The sequence below is a fragment of the Rhodococcus coprophilus NBRC 100603 genome, assembly GCF_001895045.1.
Taxonomy (GTDB): Bacteria; Actinomycetota; Actinomycetes; order Mycobacteriales; family Mycobacteriaceae; genus Rhodococcus; species Rhodococcus coprophilus.
The window spans coordinates 441,876-462,613 of record NZ_BDAM01000001.1 but is presented as its reverse complement, the minus strand read 5'-3'; the positions used below and the strand labels follow the sequence as shown (position 1 = coordinate 462,613).

General features: G+C 67.0%; 16 protein-coding genes. 14 read left to right on the top strand and 2 right to left on the bottom strand.

Annotated features, from left to right (window positions below; translation table 11 throughout):
• Nucleotides 1–7: 7 nt before the first annotated feature.
• Nucleotides 8–1,651 carry an alkaline phosphatase D family protein gene (locus RDCOP1_RS02060; protein ID WP_084722297.1) on the bottom strand — a complete coding sequence of 548 codons (1,644 nt, stop codon included), beginning with the start codon at nucleotides 1,649–1,651 and terminating at the stop codon, nucleotides 8–10.
• A 141-nt stretch (nucleotides 1,652–1,792) separates the two neighbouring features.
• Here RDCOP1_RS02060 and RDCOP1_RS02055 point away from each other — a divergent pair, with 141 nt between their 5' ends.
• The 5 genes from RDCOP1_RS02055 (at nucleotide 1,793) to RDCOP1_RS02035 (ending at nucleotide 9,120) form a co-directional block, all read left to right on the top strand.
• Nucleotides 1,793–3,208 (top strand): replication-associated recombination protein A, encoded by a 1,416-nt coding sequence (locus RDCOP1_RS02055; RefSeq protein ID WP_072698398.1) that lies wholly within the window; start codon nucleotides 1,793–1,795, stop codon nucleotides 3,206–3,208.
• Nucleotides 3,209–3,346: 138 nt separating this feature from the next.
• A complete protein-coding gene (gene alaS / locus RDCOP1_RS02050) occupies nucleotides 3,347–6,013 on the top strand; it encodes an alanine--tRNA ligase (RefSeq protein WP_072698397.1) in 2,667 nt (888 codons plus the stop codon).
• Nucleotides 6,014–6,015: 2 nt separating this feature from the next.
• Complete coding sequence (gene ruvX / locus RDCOP1_RS02045; protein WP_072698396.1) at nucleotides 6,016–6,534, top strand: Holliday junction resolvase RuvX; 519 nt, start codon at nucleotides 6,016–6,018, stop codon at nucleotides 6,532–6,534.
• Nucleotides 6,531–8,291 (top strand): endolytic transglycosylase MltG, encoded by a 1,761-nt coding sequence (locus RDCOP1_RS02040; RefSeq protein ID WP_072698395.1) that lies wholly within the window; start codon nucleotides 6,531–6,533, stop codon nucleotides 8,289–8,291. Before ruvX ends, RDCOP1_RS02040 begins: the two co-directional genes overlap by 4 nt.
• Nucleotides 8,281–9,120 (top strand): shikimate dehydrogenase, encoded by an 840-nt coding sequence (locus RDCOP1_RS02035; protein ID WP_072698394.1) that lies wholly within the window; start codon nucleotides 8,281–8,283, stop codon nucleotides 9,118–9,120. The genes RDCOP1_RS02040 and RDCOP1_RS02035 overlap by 11 nt, the downstream gene beginning before the upstream one ends.
• 74 nt (nucleotides 9,121–9,194) lie before the next feature.
• Here the strand turns inward: RDCOP1_RS02035 and RDCOP1_RS02030 are convergent, their stop codons facing one another.
• On the bottom strand, nucleotides 9,195–10,781 hold the full coding sequence (locus RDCOP1_RS02030; protein WP_072698393.1) for an FMN-binding glutamate synthase family protein: 1,587 nt from the start codon (nucleotides 10,779–10,781) through the stop codon (nucleotides 9,195–9,197).
• Between the two features lie 139 nt (nucleotides 10,782–10,920).
• Between RDCOP1_RS02030 and RDCOP1_RS02025 the strand changes: the two genes are divergently transcribed.
• The 9 genes from RDCOP1_RS02025 to RDCOP1_RS01985 all read left to right on the top strand — a co-directional run bounded on the left by RDCOP1_RS02025 (nucleotide 10,921) and on the right by RDCOP1_RS01985 (nucleotide 20,709).
• Complete coding sequence (locus RDCOP1_RS02025) at nucleotides 10,921–11,274, top strand: YciI family protein (protein ID WP_072698392.1); 354 nt, start codon at nucleotides 10,921–10,923, stop codon at nucleotides 11,272–11,274.
• A gap of 5 nt (nucleotides 11,275–11,279) precedes the next feature.
• Nucleotides 11,280–12,527, top strand: a complete 1,248-nt coding sequence (locus tag RDCOP1_RS02020; protein ID WP_072698837.1) for an RNA polymerase sigma factor — start codon at nucleotides 11,280–11,282, stop codon at nucleotides 12,525–12,527.
• A 384-nt stretch (nucleotides 12,528–12,911) separates the two neighbouring features.
• On the top strand, nucleotides 12,912–13,817 hold the full coding sequence (locus tag RDCOP1_RS02015) for a glycosyltransferase family 2 protein (RefSeq protein WP_084722296.1): 906 nt from the start codon (nucleotides 12,912–12,914) through the stop codon (nucleotides 13,815–13,817).
• Between the two features lie 86 nt (nucleotides 13,818–13,903).
• Nucleotides 13,904–14,935, top strand: coding sequence for an NAD-dependent epimerase/dehydratase family protein (locus tag RDCOP1_RS02010; RefSeq protein WP_072698391.1), 1,032 nt, complete (start codon nucleotides 13,904–13,906; stop codon nucleotides 14,933–14,935).
• Complete coding sequence (locus RDCOP1_RS02005) at nucleotides 14,925–15,419, top strand: hypothetical protein (RefSeq protein WP_143152174.1); 495 nt, start codon at nucleotides 14,925–14,927, stop codon at nucleotides 15,417–15,419. The genes RDCOP1_RS02010 and RDCOP1_RS02005 overlap by 11 nt, the downstream gene beginning before the upstream one ends.
• Nucleotides 15,416–16,384, top strand: a complete 969-nt coding sequence (locus RDCOP1_RS02000; protein ID WP_072698389.1) for a glycosyltransferase family 2 protein — start codon at nucleotides 15,416–15,418, stop codon at nucleotides 16,382–16,384. The genes RDCOP1_RS02005 and RDCOP1_RS02000 overlap by 4 nt, the downstream gene beginning before the upstream one ends.
• Nucleotides 16,381–17,178 (top strand): polysaccharide deacetylase family protein, encoded by a 798-nt coding sequence (locus tag RDCOP1_RS01995; RefSeq protein ID WP_072698388.1) that lies wholly within the window; start codon nucleotides 16,381–16,383, stop codon nucleotides 17,176–17,178. The genes RDCOP1_RS02000 and RDCOP1_RS01995 overlap by 4 nt, the downstream gene beginning before the upstream one ends.
• Complete coding sequence (locus RDCOP1_RS01990; protein WP_072698387.1) at nucleotides 17,171–18,571, top strand: lipopolysaccharide biosynthesis protein; 1,401 nt, start codon at nucleotides 17,171–17,173, stop codon at nucleotides 18,569–18,571. Before RDCOP1_RS01995 ends, RDCOP1_RS01990 begins: the two co-directional genes overlap by 8 nt.
• Entirely contained in the window at nucleotides 18,562–20,709 is a 2,148-nt protein-coding gene (locus tag RDCOP1_RS01985) for a hypothetical protein (RefSeq protein ID WP_231922949.1), read from the top strand. The genes RDCOP1_RS01990 and RDCOP1_RS01985 overlap by 10 nt, the downstream gene beginning before the upstream one ends.
• Nucleotides 20,710–20,738 lie beyond the last annotated feature (29 nt).

Sequence of the window (20,738 nt, the reverse complement as noted above, 5' to 3'; positions counted from 1 at the left end):
GCTAAGGCTATGGCTGCCCGGTCTCGAACTGCGCGTACCCGATCGGAGCCAGAGGTTCGACCCGCGCACTTCCCTCTCTCACGCGGAAGCCCGCAGCCCGTCGCACACCCGTGGACGGATCGGTGCGATCGTCGAGGAAGAACCACTCCATCTGCGCCGCCTCCGGAGTGACCTCGAGGACACCGAAACCGTGGGAATCGAGTTCCACGAACCGGACATGCCGGTTCGTCGACCGCACGACCTCCTCGAGAGCCGGCGACGCCGAACGTGGCGGCACCCCGAGCAACTCGTCGATGTTCGCCGACGTCACGGACGGAACCACGAACTCGGTGGCGACGGTGCCGGCACCGGGATAGTCGGCCGCGTTTTCGGGGATATCCGACGCCCACGACGTGTGGATGTCGCCGGTCAGAAACACGACATTGCGGCGCCCCGCACCGCGGATCGCATCCAGTACGCGCTGGCGGTCCGCCGGGTACCCGTCCCATTGGTCGGTGTTGAAGGGAATCCCGCTGGACGGCACACCGAGAAGGGTGGTCAGCGCACGGGTGGTGCGCGCATCGAGGGGCGGCAGCAGAACCGGTGCGAACATCACCGAGTTACCCACCAGTTGCCAGCGCGTCGGGGAACTCACGAGACCCGCGGTGAGCCAGGCCATCTGGTCCTGGCCGGTCATGGTGCGGCCAGGGTCGTCGACACTTCTCCCGTCGAGCGGCCGGGACTGCTGACTGCGATAGGTGCGTAGATCGAGCATCGACAATTCGGCGAGGTCGCCGAAACGGAGTCGCCGGTACAGCCGGTCACCCTCCATGCGGACGGGCATCCATTCGTCGTAGGCGCGGACGGATGCGGCCTTGCGCGAGGCCCAGTCGCCTTCCGACGCCGGGTCGTGGTTCTCCGCGCCACCGGCCCACGCATCGTTCGCCGACTCGTGGTCGTCCCAGACCACGATCCACGGCACCTGGGCGTGCAATCGCTGCAGATCCGGGTCGGTCTTGTACTGGCCGTGCCGCATGCGATAGTCGGCGAGGGTGACGATCTCGTGCGCCGGAACGTGCATTCTCACCTCGGTTCCGGTGGACACCGGAAACTGCCCCGCCGCGTACTCGTACAGATAGTCGCCGAGGTGGACCATCGCGTCCAGGTCGCCGCGGGCGGCGAGATGCCGGTACGACCCGAAGTACCCGCCCTCCCAGTCCGCGCACGACACGACGCCGAGTCGCAGCCCCGCGACGTGCGCATCGGCGCTCGGCGCAGTGTGGGTACGTCCGGTCGGGGACACCGCGCCACCGGAAACGAAGCGGTAGTAGTAGTCGGTGCCCGGGGTGAGCCCGGTCGCATCGACTTTCACGGTGTGATCGGTCGCCGCTGTGGCCGACACCGATCCCGACGCGACCGTGTCGGTGAAGTCGGCGTCGCGCGCGATCTGCCACTGCACCGTCGTGGCCGGCCCGACGCCGGAGCCGGGCATTGCCTCGGGAACAGGGGTCACCCGAGTCCAGAGGATCACGGCATCGGGGAGCGGGTCGCCCGAGGCGACGCCGTGGACGAATACAGGTGAGGCCGCAGACGCACCGGGAGCGGTCGCGGCGGCGAGGGCGGAGGTGCCGGCGGCGACCGCACCGGCACGCAGGAGTGTTCGACGCGTCACACGAGGAAGGGGCACGACGAAGATCTGACCACGACAAGCGTCGCGATTCGGGCCGAATGGCGGATATGCGCCCAAAAGTCACCGCCTGTTCGCCGCGCACCGCGCCCGCGACGGTCGGGGCGTGCTTGTAGCGTCGGTGTCGTGAGTGACGTATTCGGGGCGGATGATCCTTCGGCAGAACCGGACGCCCTCTTCGAGACGCCCCCCGACGCGGAACCCGACGAACCCGAGCCCGAGGTCCGTCGTGCGCCCGCCGCGCCGACCGGCCCGGGCGCGCCGCTTGCCGCGCGGATGCGTCCGGCGAGCCTCGACGAGGTGGTCGGTCAGCAGCACCTGCTCGAACCGGGGGCTCCCTTGCGCCGTCTCGTCGAAGGTTCCGGAGCGGCGTCGGTGGTGCTGTACGGGCCTCCCGGCACGGGCAAGACCACCCTGGCATCGTTGATCTCCGGAGCGACCGGCCGCCGTTTCGAGGCGTTGTCGGCCCTGTCCGCCGGTGTGAAGGACGTGCGCGCGGTCATCGACCTGGCACGGCGCCGGCTGACCCACGGGGAACAAACGGTCCTGTTCATCGACGAGGTCCACCGGTTCTCGAAGACGCAGCAGGATGCGCTGCTCGCCGCCGTCGAGAACCGGATCGTCCTGCTTGTCGCGGCCACGACGGAGAACCCCTCCTTCTCGGTCGTCGCGCCACTGCTCTCGCGCTCGCTGGTGCTTCAGTTGCAGCCACTGGGCAGCGACGACATCCGCAAACTCCTCGAACGAGCCCGCGCCGACGAACGGGGGCTCGGCGGCGCGGTGGAGATCAGCGACGAGGCGCTGGATCACCTCGTGCGACTCGCCGGCGGCGACGCGCGCCGGGCTCTGACAGCGCTCGAGGCGTCCGCCGAGACGGCGATGGACCGTGCGGGCGACGGCGACGCCGTCATCGATCTGGCGACGGTCGAATCGAGCATCGACAAGGCCGCGGTCCGATACGACCGCGACGGCGACCAGCACTACGACGTGGCGAGTGCCTTCATCAAGTCGCTGCGTGGCTCCGATGTCGATGCCGCCCTCCACTACCTCGCACGCATGATCGTCGCGGGGGAGGACCCGCGCTTCATCGCCCGGCGACTGATGATCCAGGCGAGCGAAGAGGTCGGCATGGCCGATCCCACCGCCTTGCAGACCGCGGTGGCGGCAGCACAGGTGGTGCAGCAGGTGGGGATGCCCGAGGCGCAGTTGGCTCTCGCCCAGGCCACCATCCACATCGCGACCGCTCCGAAGTCGGGCGCGGTCACCGCCGCGCTGGGTGCGGCGATCGCCGACGTCAAAGCCGGCAAGGCAGGGATGGTGCCCCCGCACCTGCGCGACGGGCACTATCAGGGGGCGCAGAAACTCGGCAACGCTGTCGGCTACCGCTATCCGCACGACCATCCCGACGGTGTGCTCGCCCAGCAGTACGCTCCCGACGAACTGGTGGGAGTCGACTACTTCACGCCCACCAATCACGGTGCCGAACGGGAGCTGGCGTCGCGGGTACCGAAGCTGCGCCGCATCGTGCGCGGAGAGCGGTAGACGGAGGTGACGCCCCCGTCGGACCGACCGGAAGCCGGTTGCATCGGGACGTTAAGCTGAACGATGGCCGTTTCGCACGGCCTGCAGGCCACACCGGGCAGTTCCCGGAACCGTCACACACGACAAAGGACCATCGACGTGCAGACCCACGAGATCCGTAGGCGCTTTCTCGATCACTTCGTGAAGGCCGGCCACACCGAGGTGCCCAGCGCGTCGCTGATCCTCGCCGATCCGAATCTCCTGTTCGTCAATGCCGGCATGGTTCCCTTCGTGCCGTTCTTCCTCGGGCAGCAGACCCCGCCGTACGACCGTGCGACGTCGGTGCAGAAGTGCGTGCGCACGCTCGACATCGAAGAGGTCGGCAAGACGACCCGGCACAACACGTTCTTCCAGATGGCGGGCAACTTCTCGTTCGGTGACTACTTCAAGGAAGAGGCCATCGCCTTCGCGTGGTCGCTGCTCACCGGCTCCGTCGAGGACGGCGGATACGGGATCGACCCCGAAAAGCTCTGGGTCACCGTCTATCTCGACGACGATGAAGCGTTCGCGATCTGGCGCGACAAGATGAATGTGCCCGAGGCCCGGATTCAGCGGCGCGGCATGAAGGACAACTACTGGTCCATGGGAATCCCGGGCCCGTGCGGCCCGTGCTCGGAGATCTTCTACGACCGTGGCCCCGAATACGGCGTCGAAGGCGGCCCGGAGGCCGACGAGGACCGCTACATCGAGATCTGGAACCTCGTGTTCATGCAGAACGAGCGCGGCGTGGGGATCTCGAAGGACGACTATCCGATCCTCGGACCGCTGCCGAAGAAGAACATCGACACCGGTATGGGCGTCGAGCGTGTGGCGTTTCTGCTCCAGGGTGTCGAGAACGTCTACGAAACCGATCTGCTCCGTCCCGTGATCGACAAGGCAGCCGAACTGACGGGTGCGCTGTACGGCGACAAGCACGAGGACGACGTCCACTTCCGGGTGATCGCCGACCACGCTCGCACAGCTGCGATGCTCATCGTCGACGGTGTCAACCCCGGCAACGACGGCCGGGGGTACGTCCTGCGGCGTCTGCTGCGCCGGATCGTGCGTTCGGCGCGTCTGCTGGGCGCCGACCGGCCCACGATGGCCGAGTTCATGGCTGTCGTCCGCGACACCATGGCGCCTTCCTATCCCGAACTCGCCACGAATTTCGCCCGTATCGAGACCGTCGCGGTGGGTGAAGAGACCGCGTTCCTCAAGACGCTCGGCACCGGCAGCAAACTGTTCGAGGGTGCTGTCGACGCCGCGAAGGCGGAGGGGCGCACCGTCCTCGGCGGCACCGCCGCTTTCACCTTGCACGACACCTACGGCTTCCCGATCGACCTCACGCTCGAGATGGCGTCCGAGGCCGGGCTCAGCGTCGACGAGGACGGCTTCCGTTCGCTCATGGCCGAACAGCGCCAGCGTGCGAAGGACGACGCGCGCGCTCGTAAGCACGCGCACGCCGACATGACGGTCTACAAGGAATTGCTCGATCGCGGCCCCACCGAGTTCACAGGCTTCGGTGAACTGGTGACCGAGGCGCACGTGCTCGCCGTCATCACCGGCGGAGAACGTCTGCACACCGCAACCGCAGGCCAGAAGGTCGAGCTGATCCTCGATCGCAGCCCCCTGTACGCGGAGTCGGGCGGACAGATCGCCGACATCGGCACGATCACCGGACCGGGCCTGAAGATCAAGGTCGACGACGTCCAGAAGATCGCCAAGCAGTTGTGGACGCACAAGGTCACCGTGGTCGAAGGACAGGTGACCGAAGGCGACGCGGTCCTCGTGCAGGTCGACCCGGAGTGGCGCAAGGGCGCGACGCAGGGCCACTCGGGCACGCACCTCGTGCACGCCGCTCTGCGTGAGGTCCTCGGCCCCAACGCCGTGCAGGCCGGGTCGCTCAACAAGCCCGGTTACCTCCGGTTCGACTTCTCCTGGCCGGGCGCGTTGTCCGAGCAGCAGAAGCAGGACATCGAGGTCGTCACCAACGAGGCCGTCGCGGCGAACTACCCCGTCAACACGTTCGTCACCGACCTCGACAAGGCGAAGAAGATGGGCGCGATGGCGCTGTTCGGCGAGAACTACGGCGACGAGGTGCGTGTCGTCGAGATCGGTGGACCGTTCTCGATGGAGCTGTGCGGTGGCACCCACGTGCAGCATTCGTCGCACGTCGGCACCGTCACCTTGCTCGGTGAGCAGTCGGTCGGATCAGGCGTGCGCCGCGTCGAGGCCTACGTCGGACTCGACTCCTACCGGCACCTCGCGAAGGAACGTGCGCTGCTGGCGGGTCTGTCGTCGACGCTGAAGGTGCCCTCGGAAGAGGTGCCCGGACGAGTCGAGTCGCTGATCGAGCGGCTCAAGGCTGCGGAGAAGGAACTCGAGAAGACTCGAGCGGCCAACGTCGCCGCCGCCGCCGGTGGTTACGCGGGCAAGGCCCAGCGGGTCGGTGATCTTCTTGTGGTGGCCGACGCCGCACCCGAAGGCGTGGCGGGCAACGACCTGCGCACCCTCGCGTCGGATGTGCGTGGCCGACTGGGGTCCGAACCTGCGGTGGTGCTGCTGCTCGGCAATACCGAAGGAAAGGTTCCCTTCGTAGTGGCCACCACCAAGGCCGCGCAGTCCATGGGCATCAAGGCCGGCGACCTCGTGGCGAGCTTCGGCCCCGCGATCGGCGGCCGCGGCGGCGGTAAGCCCGACATGGCGCAGGGGAGCGGATCGAACCCGTCCGGCATCCCCGCCGCCCTCGACGCCTTCCGTGCACGGCTCAGCGAGCTGGCCGGCTGAGCGTGGCTGACCTGCCGGGCCCGGACCGACCCGGGGCCGACGACCCCGGCCGGGGAAGACGAATCGGAATCGACGTCGGCAGTGTGCGGATCGGGGTCGCCTCGAGCGACCCCGATTGCATCCTCGCGACGCCGGTCGAAACGGTGCCTCGGTCCAAGGATCGCGGTCCCGACGCGCCGGATATCCGGCGCATTGTCCAAATTGTTATGGAATACGAGGCAGTGGAGGTTATCGTCGGGCTGCCGCAGACGCTGCGCGGCGAGCCCGGCAAGGCCGCGAAACTGGCGAGCGACTTCGCTCGGCGCATTCGTCGGCAGCTACCGGATGTTCCCGTGCGCATGGCCGACGAACGTTTCACCACGGTCACTGCGGCGCGTGCCCTCCGCGAAAGCGGGGTGAGCGCGAGGGGCGCGCGGCCTGTGATCGACCAGGCCGCCGCCGTGGCCATTTTGCAGGGTTGGTTGGACGAGCGGAGCGCAGCAGTGAACGAAGCCGACGGAGAACTCGGGGGAAGCCGGTGAACCGGCACGGGCAGTCCGACGACCGTTCCGACAACACACGGCAGGGGTTGTTCTCCGATCCGTACGCCGACAGCTACGGCGGGCCGCCGGAACGGGGTGGTCAGGGTGATCACCGCTACGACCCGCCGCCACCGCAGTGGAACCGCCCGCCGCGTTCGCCGGACGACGACGAGACGAACGTGCTGCATTTCGAGCAGGGAGCCTTCGACGGTCCGCCCCCCGGTCACGCTCCCGACCAGGGATATGCCGCCGACCAGGGATATGCCGCCGACCAGGGATATGCCGCCGACCGGGGTTATGCACCCGATCACGGCCACGCGGCACCGCACCACGGCTACGCAGCCCCGGACGAGGGCTACGCCCCCGACCAGGCTTACGGCGAGCCTGCCTACGCGGACGACGACTACGTCGAGGATTACTCCTACGCTCAGCGCGAGGGTTACCGCTACGACGACACCGGCGACGAGTACGACCGCTACGACGACGATGACGCCGACGAATTCGCCGGCCCCTACGAGGGCGAGGACGACGACCACACCGAGACCCGTGCGGCCCCCGCGGCCGTCGGCGCCCCGGCCTCCCGGGGCAAGCGAGCGGGAGGGGCGGCTGCCCGCAAGAAGCGCGGACGCATCGCTGGATCTCTCGCCGCGGCTTTGCTTCTGGTTATCGTTCTGGGCGGTGGCTACTTCGCCTACACGAAGCTGACCGGACCCGACCCCGCACCCGACTTCACCGGGCCTCCGGGGCCGGAAGTGGTGGTCCAGGTGCAGCCCGGCGACACGGCTCAGCAGATCGGCACCGAATTCGTCGAGAAGGGTGTCGTCGCCAGCTCTGCGGCGTTCTACGAAGCCGCCGTGCAGAACTCCGGCATGAACGCTCTGCACCCGGGCTTCTACCGGGTACCGACCAACGTTCCCGCGGTGGACGCGGTTGCGGCATTGGTGAGCGACACCAGCCGCGTCGGCGCGTTCGTCGTCTCCGAGGGCCGTCAGCTCCACGACATCCGTGACGTCAACACCGGGGCCGTGCGCAAGGGCATCTACACGCTGATCTCCGAGGCAAGCTGCTACGACGACGGCGGCGTACCCACCTGCCTGACCTACGAGGAGCTCGAGGCGGCCGGTGCGAGCCCCGATCTCGAAGCTCTCGGGGTCCCCGAATGGGCCCGCGAGGCAGTCGCGAACGTCCCCGACCGGGCGCGCCAGCTCGAAGGTCTGATCGCGGCGGGCAGCTGGGATATCGATCCGAGTGCGGAACCCGTCGAGGTCCTCCGCACGCTCGTCTCCGCGAGTGCCGCCAAGTACGACGAAACCGGCATCACGGCAGCGGCGGCCAAGGTAGGGCTGACACCCTACGAACTGCTCGTCGCGGCGTCGCTGGTCGAACGGGAAGCGCTCCCGGCGGACTTCTCGAAGGTCGCTCGCGTCATTCTCAACCGTCTCGAGATCGGGCAGATGCTGCAGTTCGACTCCACCGTCAACTACGCACTCGACGAGACGGAACTCGCCACCACCGACGCGGACCGCGCACTCGTCACTCCGTGGAACACGTACGCGAGCGTGGGTCTGCCCGCGACACCGATCTCCTCGCCGAGCATCGGCGCTCTCCAAGCGGTGGAGAACCCGGAACCGGGTGAGTGGACCTACTTCGTCACGATCGACGACAAGGGCACCACCCTGTTCGCGAACAGCTACGAAGAACACCTCGTCAACACCGAAAAAGCTCTGGAAAGCGGAATCCTCAAAAGTGGTAGATGACCCGAACCCGGGACCCCGCAAGGCGGCGGTCCTCGGGAAACCGATCGAGCATTCCAAGTCGCCCCTGCTGCACCTCGCGGCGTACCGGGCGCTCGGGTTGACGGGGTGGACCTACGACCGGATCGAATGCACCGGAGAGGAACTCGCGGGCCTGGTCGGTGGTCTCGGTGACGAGTGGGTCGGTGTCTCGGTGACGATGCCCGGCAAGTTCGCGGCACTCGAGTTCGCGACCGAGCGCACCGAGCGCGCCGTCATCATCGGATCCGCCAACACGCTGGTGCGGGTGCCCGGAGGATGGCGGGCGGACTGCACCGACGTCGACGGGGTCACCGGAGCACTGCGCTCCGGCGGCGTCCGCGATCTGCGTGACGGGTCCGCGGTCGTCGTCGGGTCCGGGGGTACCTCGAGACCTGCGCTCGTCGGCCTCACCGAACTCGGAGTCCGCCACGTCACGGTCGTTGCGCGCGACGAAAGTCGTGCCCGGGCTACCTTCGACTGCCTCGGAGAGGGCGTCGACGCTCAATGGATGCCGTTCGACGCTGCCGGTCTCGGGCAGGTGTGCGCGGACGCGGACGTCATGGTCAGCACCGTGCCGGCTGATGCGGCGGCACCGTACGCCGACGTGCTCGCCCGAGCGCCGTTCATCCTCGACGCGATCTACGACCCGTGGCCGACTCCACTGGCTACGGCGGCGAAGACCCGCGGGAGCGTCGTCATCAGTGGACTGCACATGCTCCTGAATCAGGCGTTCGGCCAGGTCGAGCAGTTCACCGGTCTGCCCGCGCCACGGGAGGCGATGGCGCGCGCGGTGGGTCTCGACTACGTCTGACCAAGCGAGATCCTGCACGCTGCGGCGCGTGTTGCCGAGGTGGGGCGCACGATCCGGTCCGACGATCGGTGCGGTCACGGGCGCGGGGGTGCGGTCGTGGCTCCCGGGGACCCCTCTCCGTCTTCCGGCCCGGGTGCCCGGGCCGTCATGATCCGGATGATCTCCTCGCGGTCGGCGAGGCTCGGCATCCCCCACCCCTCGCGGTAGCCGTAGAGTTCGGCGAGGGTCACCGACCGCCGGTTGCCGTCGGCGACTTCGACGTCGTCGGCGCCGATCAGGCCGGGATGTGCGACGCCGCACGCTTCCGCCACCTTGAACACGTCCCGCCGCAGTGCCCGCAGATAGCCCTCGACTCGTGCGGCCTTGGACGGAACGTCGAGTCCTCGCTCCAGCCAGCGGTTGTGGGTGGCCACCCCGGTCGGGCAGGTGTCGGTGTGACACTTCTGCGCTTGGATGCAGCCCAGCGCGAACATCGGTTCGCGCGCGACGTTGAGCATGTCGCAGCCGAGGGCGAATGCGGCGACGGCATTGTCGGGCAGGCCGAGTTTGCCGGACCCGACGAACGTGACGCGTTCGGCGAGATCCGCTTCGGCGAACTGCCCGTAGACCCGCGCGAACCCGCTGCGGAAGGGCAACGAGACCGCGTCCGTGAACACGAGCGGCGCAGCCCCCGTACCGCCTTCGCCGCCGTCGACGGTCACGAAGTCCACACCTCGTTCGCCGCTGCGCATCGAACCCACCAGTGACTGCCAGAACGTCGGATCTCCCACAGCCGCTTTGATTCCCACCGGAAGGCCGGTCTCCGAGGCGACGAGCTCGACGAAGTCGAGCATGCTGTCGACGTCGTGGAACGCCGTGTGCCGGGACGGACTCACGACATCCCGGCCCATCGCCACACCACGGATCTCGGCGATCTCGGGAGTGACTTTGGCGGCGGGCAGCAGGCCGCCCAGACCGGGTTTGGCGCCCTGGCTGAGTTTGATCTCGAGCGCTCTGACCGGCGCCGACTCGGTGAGGGCGACAAGCCGGTCCAGGTCGAACCGGCCCTCCTCGTCGCGGCACCCGAAGTAGGCGGTGCCGATCTGGAAGATCAGTTCGGCACCGTTGCGGTGGTACCGCGACAGGCCACCTTCACCGGTGTTGTGCATGCATCCCGCGGCGGCAGCGCCCTGGTTGAGTGCGGTGACCGCGGCGGAGGACAGGGAACCGAAGCTCATCCCCGAGATGTTGGCGAACGAAGGCGGGCGGAAGGCTTTCGCCCGTCCCAACGGTCCGCCGAGGATCTTCGCCGACGGAACCTCGAGCCCCTCCCCGCTGTGCGGGGCACCCGACGCGGGAAGCTGCGAGAACGTGCGGTGCTTGATAATCGTGTACCCGTCGGTGTACTCGACATCGTTGTCGGTGCCGAATCCGAACGTGTTGTTCTCCTGCTTCGACGACGCATACACCCATCGGCGCTGGTCGCGGGTGAACGGGCGCTCCTCGTCGTTGCGGGTGATGATGTACTGCCGCAACTCGGGCCCGACTGCCTCGAGCAGATGCCGTCCGTGTCCGACGACAGGAAAGTTCCGCAACAGCGAGTGCTTCCGCTGAAGCATGTCGTAGGACGCCACCGCGGCCAGCGCCGCAGCCGGTATGCCGAGGGCCTTCGACCACTCCATGACCTCACGGTAGGCGGAGTGCCGCGCCTTCGCGCCCGGTTGTCCCCTTCGTGCCGGTGGATGTCGAATCTGCCGCCTATCGTTCGTGTAGTAGATGAGCGGCCGGAACAGCCGGCCACCGCAGAGAAGGAATTCGGCAATGGTCCAGTACCTGCTCAGCATCTATCAACCCGACGGTGATCCGCCGCCGCCCGAGGAACTCGAACCGATCATGCGACGGGTGCGGGCCCTCGAAGGCGAACTGCGCGAGGCCGGGGCGTGGGTCTTTTCGGGAGGCCTGCACGCGCCGAGCACCTCGACCGTCGTCCGTAACGGGAGCCGGGGCGTCGTGACGACCGACGGGCCCTACATCGAAGGCAAGGAACATCTCGGTGGCTTCAACGTCATCGAAGCGCCGGATCTCGACGCCGCGCTGGTGTGGGGTCACAAGCTCGCGGAGGCTACCACCCTGCCGGTCGAGGTGCGTCCTCTGCAGTGGGTGTCGTCCGGCTGAGTCCGATGACGGTCACTTCGACACAGATCGAGCGGATCTTCCGCGACGAGTACGGACGTGCGGTATCCGTCCTCACCCGCGTCTTCGGCGATCTCGACCTCGCCGAAGACGCGGTGCAGGAGGCGTTCACCGTCGCGGTGAACCGCTGGCCGGGGGAGGGGATCCCGCCGAGTCCGGCGGGGTGGATCATCACCACCGCGCGGCGTCGGGCGATAGACCACGCGCGCCGTGAAGCAGCACGGGGCCGGAAGTTTGCCGAAGCTGCCCGGGTGCACCCCGTTTCCGAGGCTTCGGTGGAGGACGAGGCTTCGGTGGAGGAATCGACGGACATGCTCGACGACCGACTCCGCCTGATGTTCACGTGCTGCCATCCCGCGCTCGCACCGGCGTCGCGGGTGGCCCTGACCTTGCGCATGCTCGGAGGCCTCACCACCCCGCAGATTGCGCATGCCTTTCTGGTTCCGGAAACAACTATGGCGCAACGTATTTCAAGGTCGAAGTCCAAGATCCGCGACGCGCGTATCCCGTTCCGGATCCCGAACGACACCGAGCTGCCCGACCGGCTCGACGCGGTCCATGCGGTGCTGTACCTCATCTACACCGAGGGGCACACCGCCAGCGACGGACCGGACCTCGGCAACCCGGACCTGGGCGTCGAGGCCGTCCGGCTCACCCGGCTGCTGGCAGAACTCCTGCCCGGTGACCTCGAAACCGTCGGCCTGCTCGCCCTGATGCTGTTCGGCGAGTCGCGTCGTCCCGCCCGAACCACCGGGGACGGCCGGCTGGTGCTCCTCGCCGATCAGGTGCGCGCCGACTGGGATCGCGCCCTCGTCGACGAGGCGCAGGATCTCGTTAGACGATGCCTTCACGCGAACCGTCCTGGGCCGTACCAGGTCCAGGCGGCGATCGCGGCGGTGCACTCCGACGCGGCAACCGCCGCTGACACCGACTGGTCGCAGATCGTGCAACTCTACGATCAGCTGTTCGCGCTACAACCGACGCCCGTCGTGGCGCTGCATCGGGCGATTGCGGTGGCCGAGGTCGAGGGGCCGGAGGCGGCTCTGCGACTCGTCGACGAGCTGGAATTGGACCGCTACCGGGTGTTCCACGCAGCCCGCGCGGCTCTGCTGCGCCGGCTCGGCCGGCCGCGCGACGCCGCGGCTGCGTACGCCATGGCCGCGGCGCGCACCGACAATGCCGTCGAGCGGGCGTACCTTCTGCGCGTCCGCGACGAACTCGTCAACGGTCGGTAGCCGCGACCGAGCGGCTCTGCGACCGAGTGGCTCCGCGACCGGCGAGCGGACCATCGTGCGGGGCAGCGGCCGCGCTCACCGCCGCGGGCATCACGTCGGGCAGTCACGGGACCCTTGGACCCGAGAAACAGGGAGCGCCACCTAGAATTATCTAAAAACAGACTGTAAGAATGTTTATATCCCTTAATCTCGCATATGTGATTGGTTAAGAGTGGGTTTCTCAAACGGGGTGGTGCATGACGATGCCGCAGGACCAGCTACCGCAGGGTCCAAGTTTCCGTCGCGCGATGCCGATCTCCCCGAACCGCCCCTCGCACCAGACCCAAGTTCCCGGTGAGAAACCTCAGTACGTTGCCGCGAATCGAACGCAGATCGGAGTCCGACATGACAGATGTACGCCAGCAGAACGGATTTGCAGACGAAGATTCACCGGCGCGATCGGCGAACGCAGCCGTCCAGGTCCAGGTCGGGAAGGCAGCACGAATCGTAGACCAGGGCATCGGTAACCTGCGCCTCAAGCGAAGCCGCACCGTGCCGGAGGCGACATCCACGGTCAGCTTGATCATCCCGGTCAGGAACGAGGCGCGGAACATCGCCTGGGTGCTGGAGCAGATCGCCGACGAGGTCGACGAGATCATCCTGGTCGACGGCAACTCGACCGACGCAACCCTCATCACGGCCAGTCACTATCGGCCCGACATCAAGGTTATTCCCCAGGAAGGTACCGGCAAGGGCAGTGCCCTCAGGACCGGGTTCCTGGCCGCTACCGGCGACATCATCGTCATGATGGACGCCGACGGCAGCATGGCACCCCAGGAGATTCGGCATTACCTGCACTTTCTTACCAACGGCTACGACTTCGTCAAGGGCTCGAGGTTCATCGTGGGTGGCGGGTCGCTGGACATAACCCCTATCCGTCGACTCGGCAACCGTTTTCTGTTGCGGGTGTTCAACACGCTCTACGATGCGGAGCTGACCGACCTGTGCTACGGGTTCTGCGCGTTTCACCGTCGCTACCTCGACCTGTTGTCCCTTTCCGCACCGGGTTTCGAAATCGAGGCAGAAATGGTGGTGCACGCAATGCAGGGCGGTCTGCGGATCGCGGAGGTTCCGAGTCTGGAAATGCCTAGGCGGTCGGGAAAATCGAACCTCCATGCCATCCGTGACGGGGTCAGGGTACTGCGCACCGTCTTGCGCGGACACGACTCCGGACTCTCCGGCTACCTCGCACAAGCTCTGTCCCGCGGCAGCGACGCGCAACTCGTCCAGGCTCGTCCGGCCGCCCGATGAACGGGTTCGTCGCGACTTCGCTGCCCGTGCCCCGGAATCTGCGGCCCCGCCGGCACGTGCCCGGCACCGGATAGGAGGTCGAAAGAATGCGGACACTCGTTACAGGCGCTGCCGGGTTCATCGGATCCACCTTGGTCGATCGTCTTCTCGCCGAGGGGCATCACGTGGTCGGGATCGACAATCTCAGTTCGGGCGATGCGACCAACCTCGACCGGGCTCTCCGCGGCGAGGATGCGAGCGCAGGCCGATTCACGTTGGTAAAGCTCGATATTCAGAATCCTGAGCTCGTCGACGTCGTTTCGGGCATCAACCCGGATGTCATCTTCCACCTGGCCGCGCAGGTGGATCTACGGGCTTCGGTCACCGATCCGCAGTTCGATGCGCGCAGCAACGTGCTGGGCACGATCAATCTCTGTGAAGCGAGTCGGCGGGCGGGCGTCCGCAGGGTCGTCTACGCCGCTTCGGGCGGCTCTCGTTACGGCACGCCGGCACGCCTGCCGGTGGAGGAAGGCTCACCTCTCGCTCCGCTGTCGCCCTATGCCGTGGCGAAGCTCGCCGGTGAGCTCTACCTGGGCGCATATGCCGGAATGTATGGACTGGAACCGATCTGCCTGGCGCTGGCCAACGTCTACGGCCCGCGTCAGAACCCACATGGGGAAGCCGGAGTGATAGCAGTTTTCGGCAGCGCGCTCATCAGCGGTCGTCCCGTGACCGTGTACGGGGACGGGACCGCCGCCCGCGACTACGTCTACGTCGACGATGTCGTCGAGGCCTTCGTGCAGGCTGCCCATGCACCCGCTTCCGTGACGGGTACCTACAACATCGGAACCGGGCGACAGACCACAGTCGCGGAAGTGCACCGGCTGATTGCCTCGCTGCAACCGGAGTCGGCACCGCCCCTGTATGCCGACGCCCGAACCGGTGAACTACAGGCAATCGCCTTGGACACCAGAAGGGCGAAACAGGATCTCGGGTGGTCGCCCGCGGTCGATGTTGCCGAGGGGATCCAGCGCACCGTGCAGTGGCTGCGTACCGTTCCAGGGCTTGCGCCGATTTCGTCGGCGGGCAGGCCGATCGGCGCGCGTTCCGCCGGAGAGGAAGTCCGTAGTGCTTCGTGATGCGACCGACGGATTCGTCAGGGCACTGTGCCCACCACGACCGTGCCCGCGGATTCGCTACCGCCTGCTTGCGGCGGCAGTGACGGCGCTCGGTGGGATCGCGATCGCGCTGAACGCGCCTCACACTTCGGGGCTCTCGGGTCGACTGTGGGTGGTGTCCTTCCTCGTTGTGGCACCTCTGGTTGCGATCGCCCGATTGTTGCCGGCCGTCAACGCTGCTCTCGCCTTGATTGTGGGGGCTGCCGGCGCCGCAGTCGTCAATGCCCTGGTCGCGCAGTCGATGTTGGCGGCCGATGTGTGGTCACCGCATGGAGGCATCGTCGCTGTGGGGCTTGCCGCAGCTTTCCTGTGGCTGGTGCCGATCGGCAGGCCGGGTGCCGAAACGTCGAGTGCCGAAACGCATGTTAGCCGTCGTCCCTCGGCGGATGACGGCGATCTTCCGGAATCGCCCTCCCACTCCACAAGGAAGGCAGGTGCTGCATGACAGCGGTAACCCCCCGCCGCACCCTGACGATGGGTGTGGTGATCTGCGCCTACACATTCGATCGGTGGGACGACGTTCTCGCCGCCGTTGCGTCGGTTCGGAGCCAGACGCTGACGGCGCAGGAGATCGTAGTCGTTGTCGACCACAATCCTGATCTCCACGACCGGCTACGCAGTGCTCTACACGACGTGACGGTCGTCGAGAACCGGAAGCAACGCGGGCTGTCCGGCGGTAAGGACACAGGCGTCGAAGTGACCTCCAGTGACGTGGTGGCCTTCTTGGACGACGACGCTGTCGCCCACCCCGACTGGCTTCGGCACTTTCACGACGCGTACACGGACGACAACATCGTCGGTGTAGGCGGCACGACCCTACCGCTCTGGGAATCCTCCCGGCCCCGGTGGTTTCCGAAGGAGTTCGACTGGGTCCTGGGTTGTACGTTCACCGGACGGGAGCCCGGCCCGGTCCGGAACCTTTTGGGCGGCAACGCTTCCTTCCGTCGGGAGGTCTTTTCGGTGGCGGGCGGGTTCCCGAGTCACATCGGCCGGACCTCGGCGCAGAGCCGCCCCCTGGGTTGCGAGGAGACGGAATTCTGTGTCCGGGTCAACCAGCACCGGCCCGACTGGACGTTCGTTTTCGAACCGAGGGCGGTGATCTGGCACCGCGTTCCGGCCGCGCGGGAGACGTTCTCGTACTTCCGCTCTCGGTGTTTTGCCGAAGGGTTGTCGAAGGCAGCAGTGACGCGCAGCGTGGGTGTTGCGGACGGGCTCTCTGTCGAACGGAGTTACACCACGCGTACCCTCACCCGCGGTGTGGCGCGGGGGTTCGGTGACGCGCTGCGCGGAGACCGGACCGGGATCGAGCGCTCATGTGCCATCTCTGTCGGCCTGCTCGCTGCTGCGGCCGGATACGCGCGCGGCGGCGCGCCACTCCGCCGGCGGCCCGTGACGGCGGAGGCGAGATGACCGAGTCGGTTCCGATCCTCATGTACCACGCGGTGGGTGAAAACCCCTCAGCCGCAACACGACGACTCTCCGTCGCTCCACGCGCACTGGACGAGCAGCTTGCCTTCCTGGTGCGTCACGGCTTCACCGGAATGTCCTTCTCGGACCTCGCCGGTGCCTTCGAGACCGGGGATACGCTTCCCGAGCGTCCGGTGGTTCTCACCTTCGACGACGGTTACGCGGACTTCGCGGAATGCGCCTGGCCGATTCTCCGGAGCTACGGTTTTCCGGCGACGGTTTTCGTCACGAGCGGCTGGATCGCCGACGCCGGTTCGCATGCCGCCGGTGCGCCACTGGACCGGATGTTGACCTGGGCGCAGGTCCGGGAGCTCGCGGCGGCGGGAATCGAGATCGGGGCCCACAGCCACAGCCATCCAGAGCTCGACCAGCTCGCAGACGCCCCGCTGCGCGAGGAACTCCGCCTCGGCCGGACACTGCTCGAAGACTGCATCGGCGCCCCGGTGCGAACCCTCGCCTATCCCTTCGGTTATTCCACCCCGCGGGTACGGCACGCGGCCCGGGCGGCGGGCTATCGCTGCGCCGCGGCCGTGAGGAACATCCGAGCGAGCTCGTCCGACGACATCTTCATGCTCCCGCGGCTCACCATCCGCCGCAGTACCGACTCGAGCACCTTCGCCTCGATCATGACCGGTGGCGACAAGCAGATCTTCCGCCGGGACCGCCTGCTGACAGCGAGCTGGGCAGCTGTGCGGCGCTCCCGACGGGCCGGAAAGCGGGTTTTGGGGCATGTATGAGCGTGCGGTCGCGACCCGAGTTACCGACGACCTTCCTACGGCCGGTCCCGGGGTTGCCCAGGGCGGGGCAGGAAATCGCCGGGGCGGTCCGCCCTTCCTGCGAAACGCCTACGCCCTCGTCCTCAATACCGGCATCTCGGGCGCCCTGGGTCTGGCGTACTGGATCCTTGCGGCGCACCACTACGACGACTCGGACGTGGGCCGGGGATCGGCCGCAATTTCGGCGTTGATGCTGTTGACCGGACTGGTGTCGGTCAACTTCGCCGGCACGCTGAACCGCTTCATCCCCGAGGCCGGAAAGCGAACGTTCACCGTCGTCGCCCTCGTCTACCTCATCACGTCCGCCGTGGTCGCCGTCCTCGCCGTGGCATTACTGTTCGCACTCCACACGTTGGGAGGCCCCGCGTACGACATCCTCCGCGAGCCGGACACGCGAGTGTGGTTCATCGCCGCTGCGGTGGCCGCGAGTGTGATCACCGTGCAGGACAGCGTGTTGACAGGACTACGGGCGGCGGTCTGGGTGCCTGTCTGGAATGCGGCGTTCGCCGTTGCCAAGCTGGTCCTTCTGGTGGTGATGGCCGAATCGATGCCCCGGTCCGGAGTGTTCTTCTCCTGGATCATTCCCATGATCATCGTCATGTTCCCGGTCAATCTGCTGATCTTCGGCAAACTCCTGCCGCAACAAGTACGCAGGTCGACGGTCGAGACCGAGTTGACGGTTTCGCAGGTGGGCCGCTTCTTCGCGGCGGACTATCTCGGTTCGCTGTTGCTGTACGGAATCATGTTTCTCGTCCCGATTCTGGTCGCAGTAAAGGTCGAGCCGCACACCTACGCGTACTTCTTTCTGGTCTGGTCCGTCGCCACCATGATGAATCTCGTGGCTGTCAACATGGCCGCGTCCATGGCGGTGGAGGGTGTGTGCGACCCGTCGAGCCTGGCCGACTATTGCCGCTCCGCGCTGACCCGGGCTCTGGGGCTGCTGATGATCGGTGTTGTCGGGATCGGTCTCGCGGCGCCGTACGCCCTCGGGCTGCTCGGTACCGGATACCTCGATGCGGTGCCGTTACTCCAATTACTCGCCCTCGCCAGCCTGCCCAGCGCAGTCGTGGACATCTACCTCGGCACACTGCGGGCGCGCACCAAGCGCAGGCGGATCATCGCGGTGCAATCCCTTCGGGCAGTGACCGTGTTGGGATTGGTTGTCGCCCTGCAGCATTACCACCAGTTCTTCCTGCACTTCGGTGACCCGAGGCTGACCGCGGTGGGCGCGGCGGTTCTGCTCGGTCAGCTCATCGCAATGCTGGCGGTGCTCCCAGAGCTCGGACAGCTTCTCGGGTGGCGCCGGCGATACACTCCGCCGATCGCCGCCGGCGGGGAGACTGTATGTCCCTGATCGACATGTCCCTGATCGACGAAACGCGCCGGTCCGGCCGGGAAACTCACCGTCCTCGGCCCACCGAGGACGGAGCGAGGCCGGCATGGTCGCGACTGGTCGGCAGCCGGGGCGTCCGCGTGGCGTTTCTCTGCGTTCTGACCGTCGCAGCGGTCGGGTTGTACTTCGTCAGATTGCGGAGTGTCGATCTCGACGCCCTGACCGGTCTCGGGCTGATCTCGGTACTGCCGGTGCCGACGTTGCTCGGGCTGGGACTACTGACCGTCGGCTACATCGGGACGCTTTCCCTGCGGCGGCCCTGCGTCTGGCTGCTCTGTGCTCAGCTGGTGCTACTCGTGATGATGCTGCACGGCATCACGATGCTCCTCGAGTCCGAGCCGCGCTTCGCGATCAGCTGGGTCCACGCCGGCTTCGTCGAGTTCGTCGATCGCACCGGGACCACGGCGCCGGGCCTCGACGCCCGATGGTCCTGGCCAGGCTTCTTCGGGCTCGCCGCGTTCGTGCTCGGTTCGGGTGAGCTGGCGGCGCTGCACACTGTCCTTTTCGTGACACCGGTGGTGCACAACCTGCTCTACCTGGTTGCGCTCGGGCTGCTGCTGAGCACCCTCCGGATGTCTTGGCAGGCAAAGTGGCTGGCGGCGTTGTTCTTCTGTCTCCTGAACTGGATCGGGCAGGACTATTTCGCTCCTCAAGGCTGGACTCTGCTGCTCTACCTGCTTTTCGTGGGCTTACTCGTCATGTGGTTCCGCACACCCCACGGAACGTCGGAGGAACTGCCGAGGTCGTTGCGCCGACCAGTCAGACTGTGGCGGTGGTTCGGGGGCAACCCTTCACGGGGTGAGCTACCGCCCAGAAAGGCAGCGTCGTCGGAACGGATCGTTGTGCTTGCGGTTGTGGTGGGCCTGTTCGCCACGGCCACCGTCAGCCACCAGCTGACCCCCTTCGCCATGATCGTGAGCGTCGCCGGGCTGGTCGTCGCGCGTCGGTGTGCTCTCACCGGTCTCCCTGTGCTCCTCGTGGTGATCGTGCTGGCGTGGATCAGCTATATGACCCACGAATATTGGGGAGGCAACCTCGGCGAGGTGATGAGCGGGGTCGGGAATGTCGGCGGGACCGTGTCCTCGAACATCGCGGACCGAGCCAGCCTCGGCGCCGCCGAACATCTATGGGTCGTGCGCGCCCGGGTGGTTGCGGCCCTGCTGGTCTTCCTGATCGCCGGCGTGGGGCTGCTCCGCCGGCGGCGACGCGGCATCGAGGACCGCGTGCTCCTCGTGTTGCTCGTGGCCCCGGCCAGTCTGGCTCTGATGCAGAGCTACGGCGGCGAAATGGCCTTGCGCATATACTTGTTTGCGCTCGCGCCCGCGAGTGCGCTTGCCGCATTGGCCTTGTTCCCCCGGCCGGCATCTCGCCCACCGCTCCTTGCGCGATGCATCGCGGGCGTATGCGCGCTGGTCATGATGTTCTCCTTTTTCGTCACCCGCTACGGCAACGAGGCATTCGAACGTATCCCGGAAGGGGCGGTCAGTGCGGTGGGGACGGTCTACGAGCAAACGTCCGGCAGGGTGAAGTTCCTTTACGTCACCGCTGTGCCCGAGCTCGGCTCCACCCCCTTCATGCCGCTCGGCTATCGCGACGTGGAGCGAGTCCATTGGACGAACACGATGGCGCCGATCGATCCGGCCGACCTGACCGGGGTGGTGCAGTCCCTGAGGGATCAAGGGCCCGGGGGCTACCTGATCACTACACGAAGTCAGGAGGCATTCGTGACGTTCGGCCAGGGTTACCCCATCGGCTGGGGCGAGCAATTCCGTCACGCGCTCGCCGACACCCCGGGGGTTCGGGTGGTCGTCGAAAACCCTGACGCGTCGATCTACGCCCTCGACCGGCCCCCGGGGGACGAAGCCGAACCATTCGTTCCACCACCCACCGGATTGCAGGTGTGGCGTACACCGTGGACCCCGGTCGGTGTGGCTTTTCTGGTCATGCTGTTGGGCATTCTGGGCGTGCGTGAGGCGTGGCGAATTCGCCTCGGGCCCCACGAGCAAAAACGGCTCCGCGCACTCACGTTCGCCGCCGTACCGCTTCTCATCGGCTTCGTCCTCGTCGTCCTCGAGCGTTTCGTATTGCTGACGTCATGAGGAGCTGCACGGACCACCTCGAAGCGGGA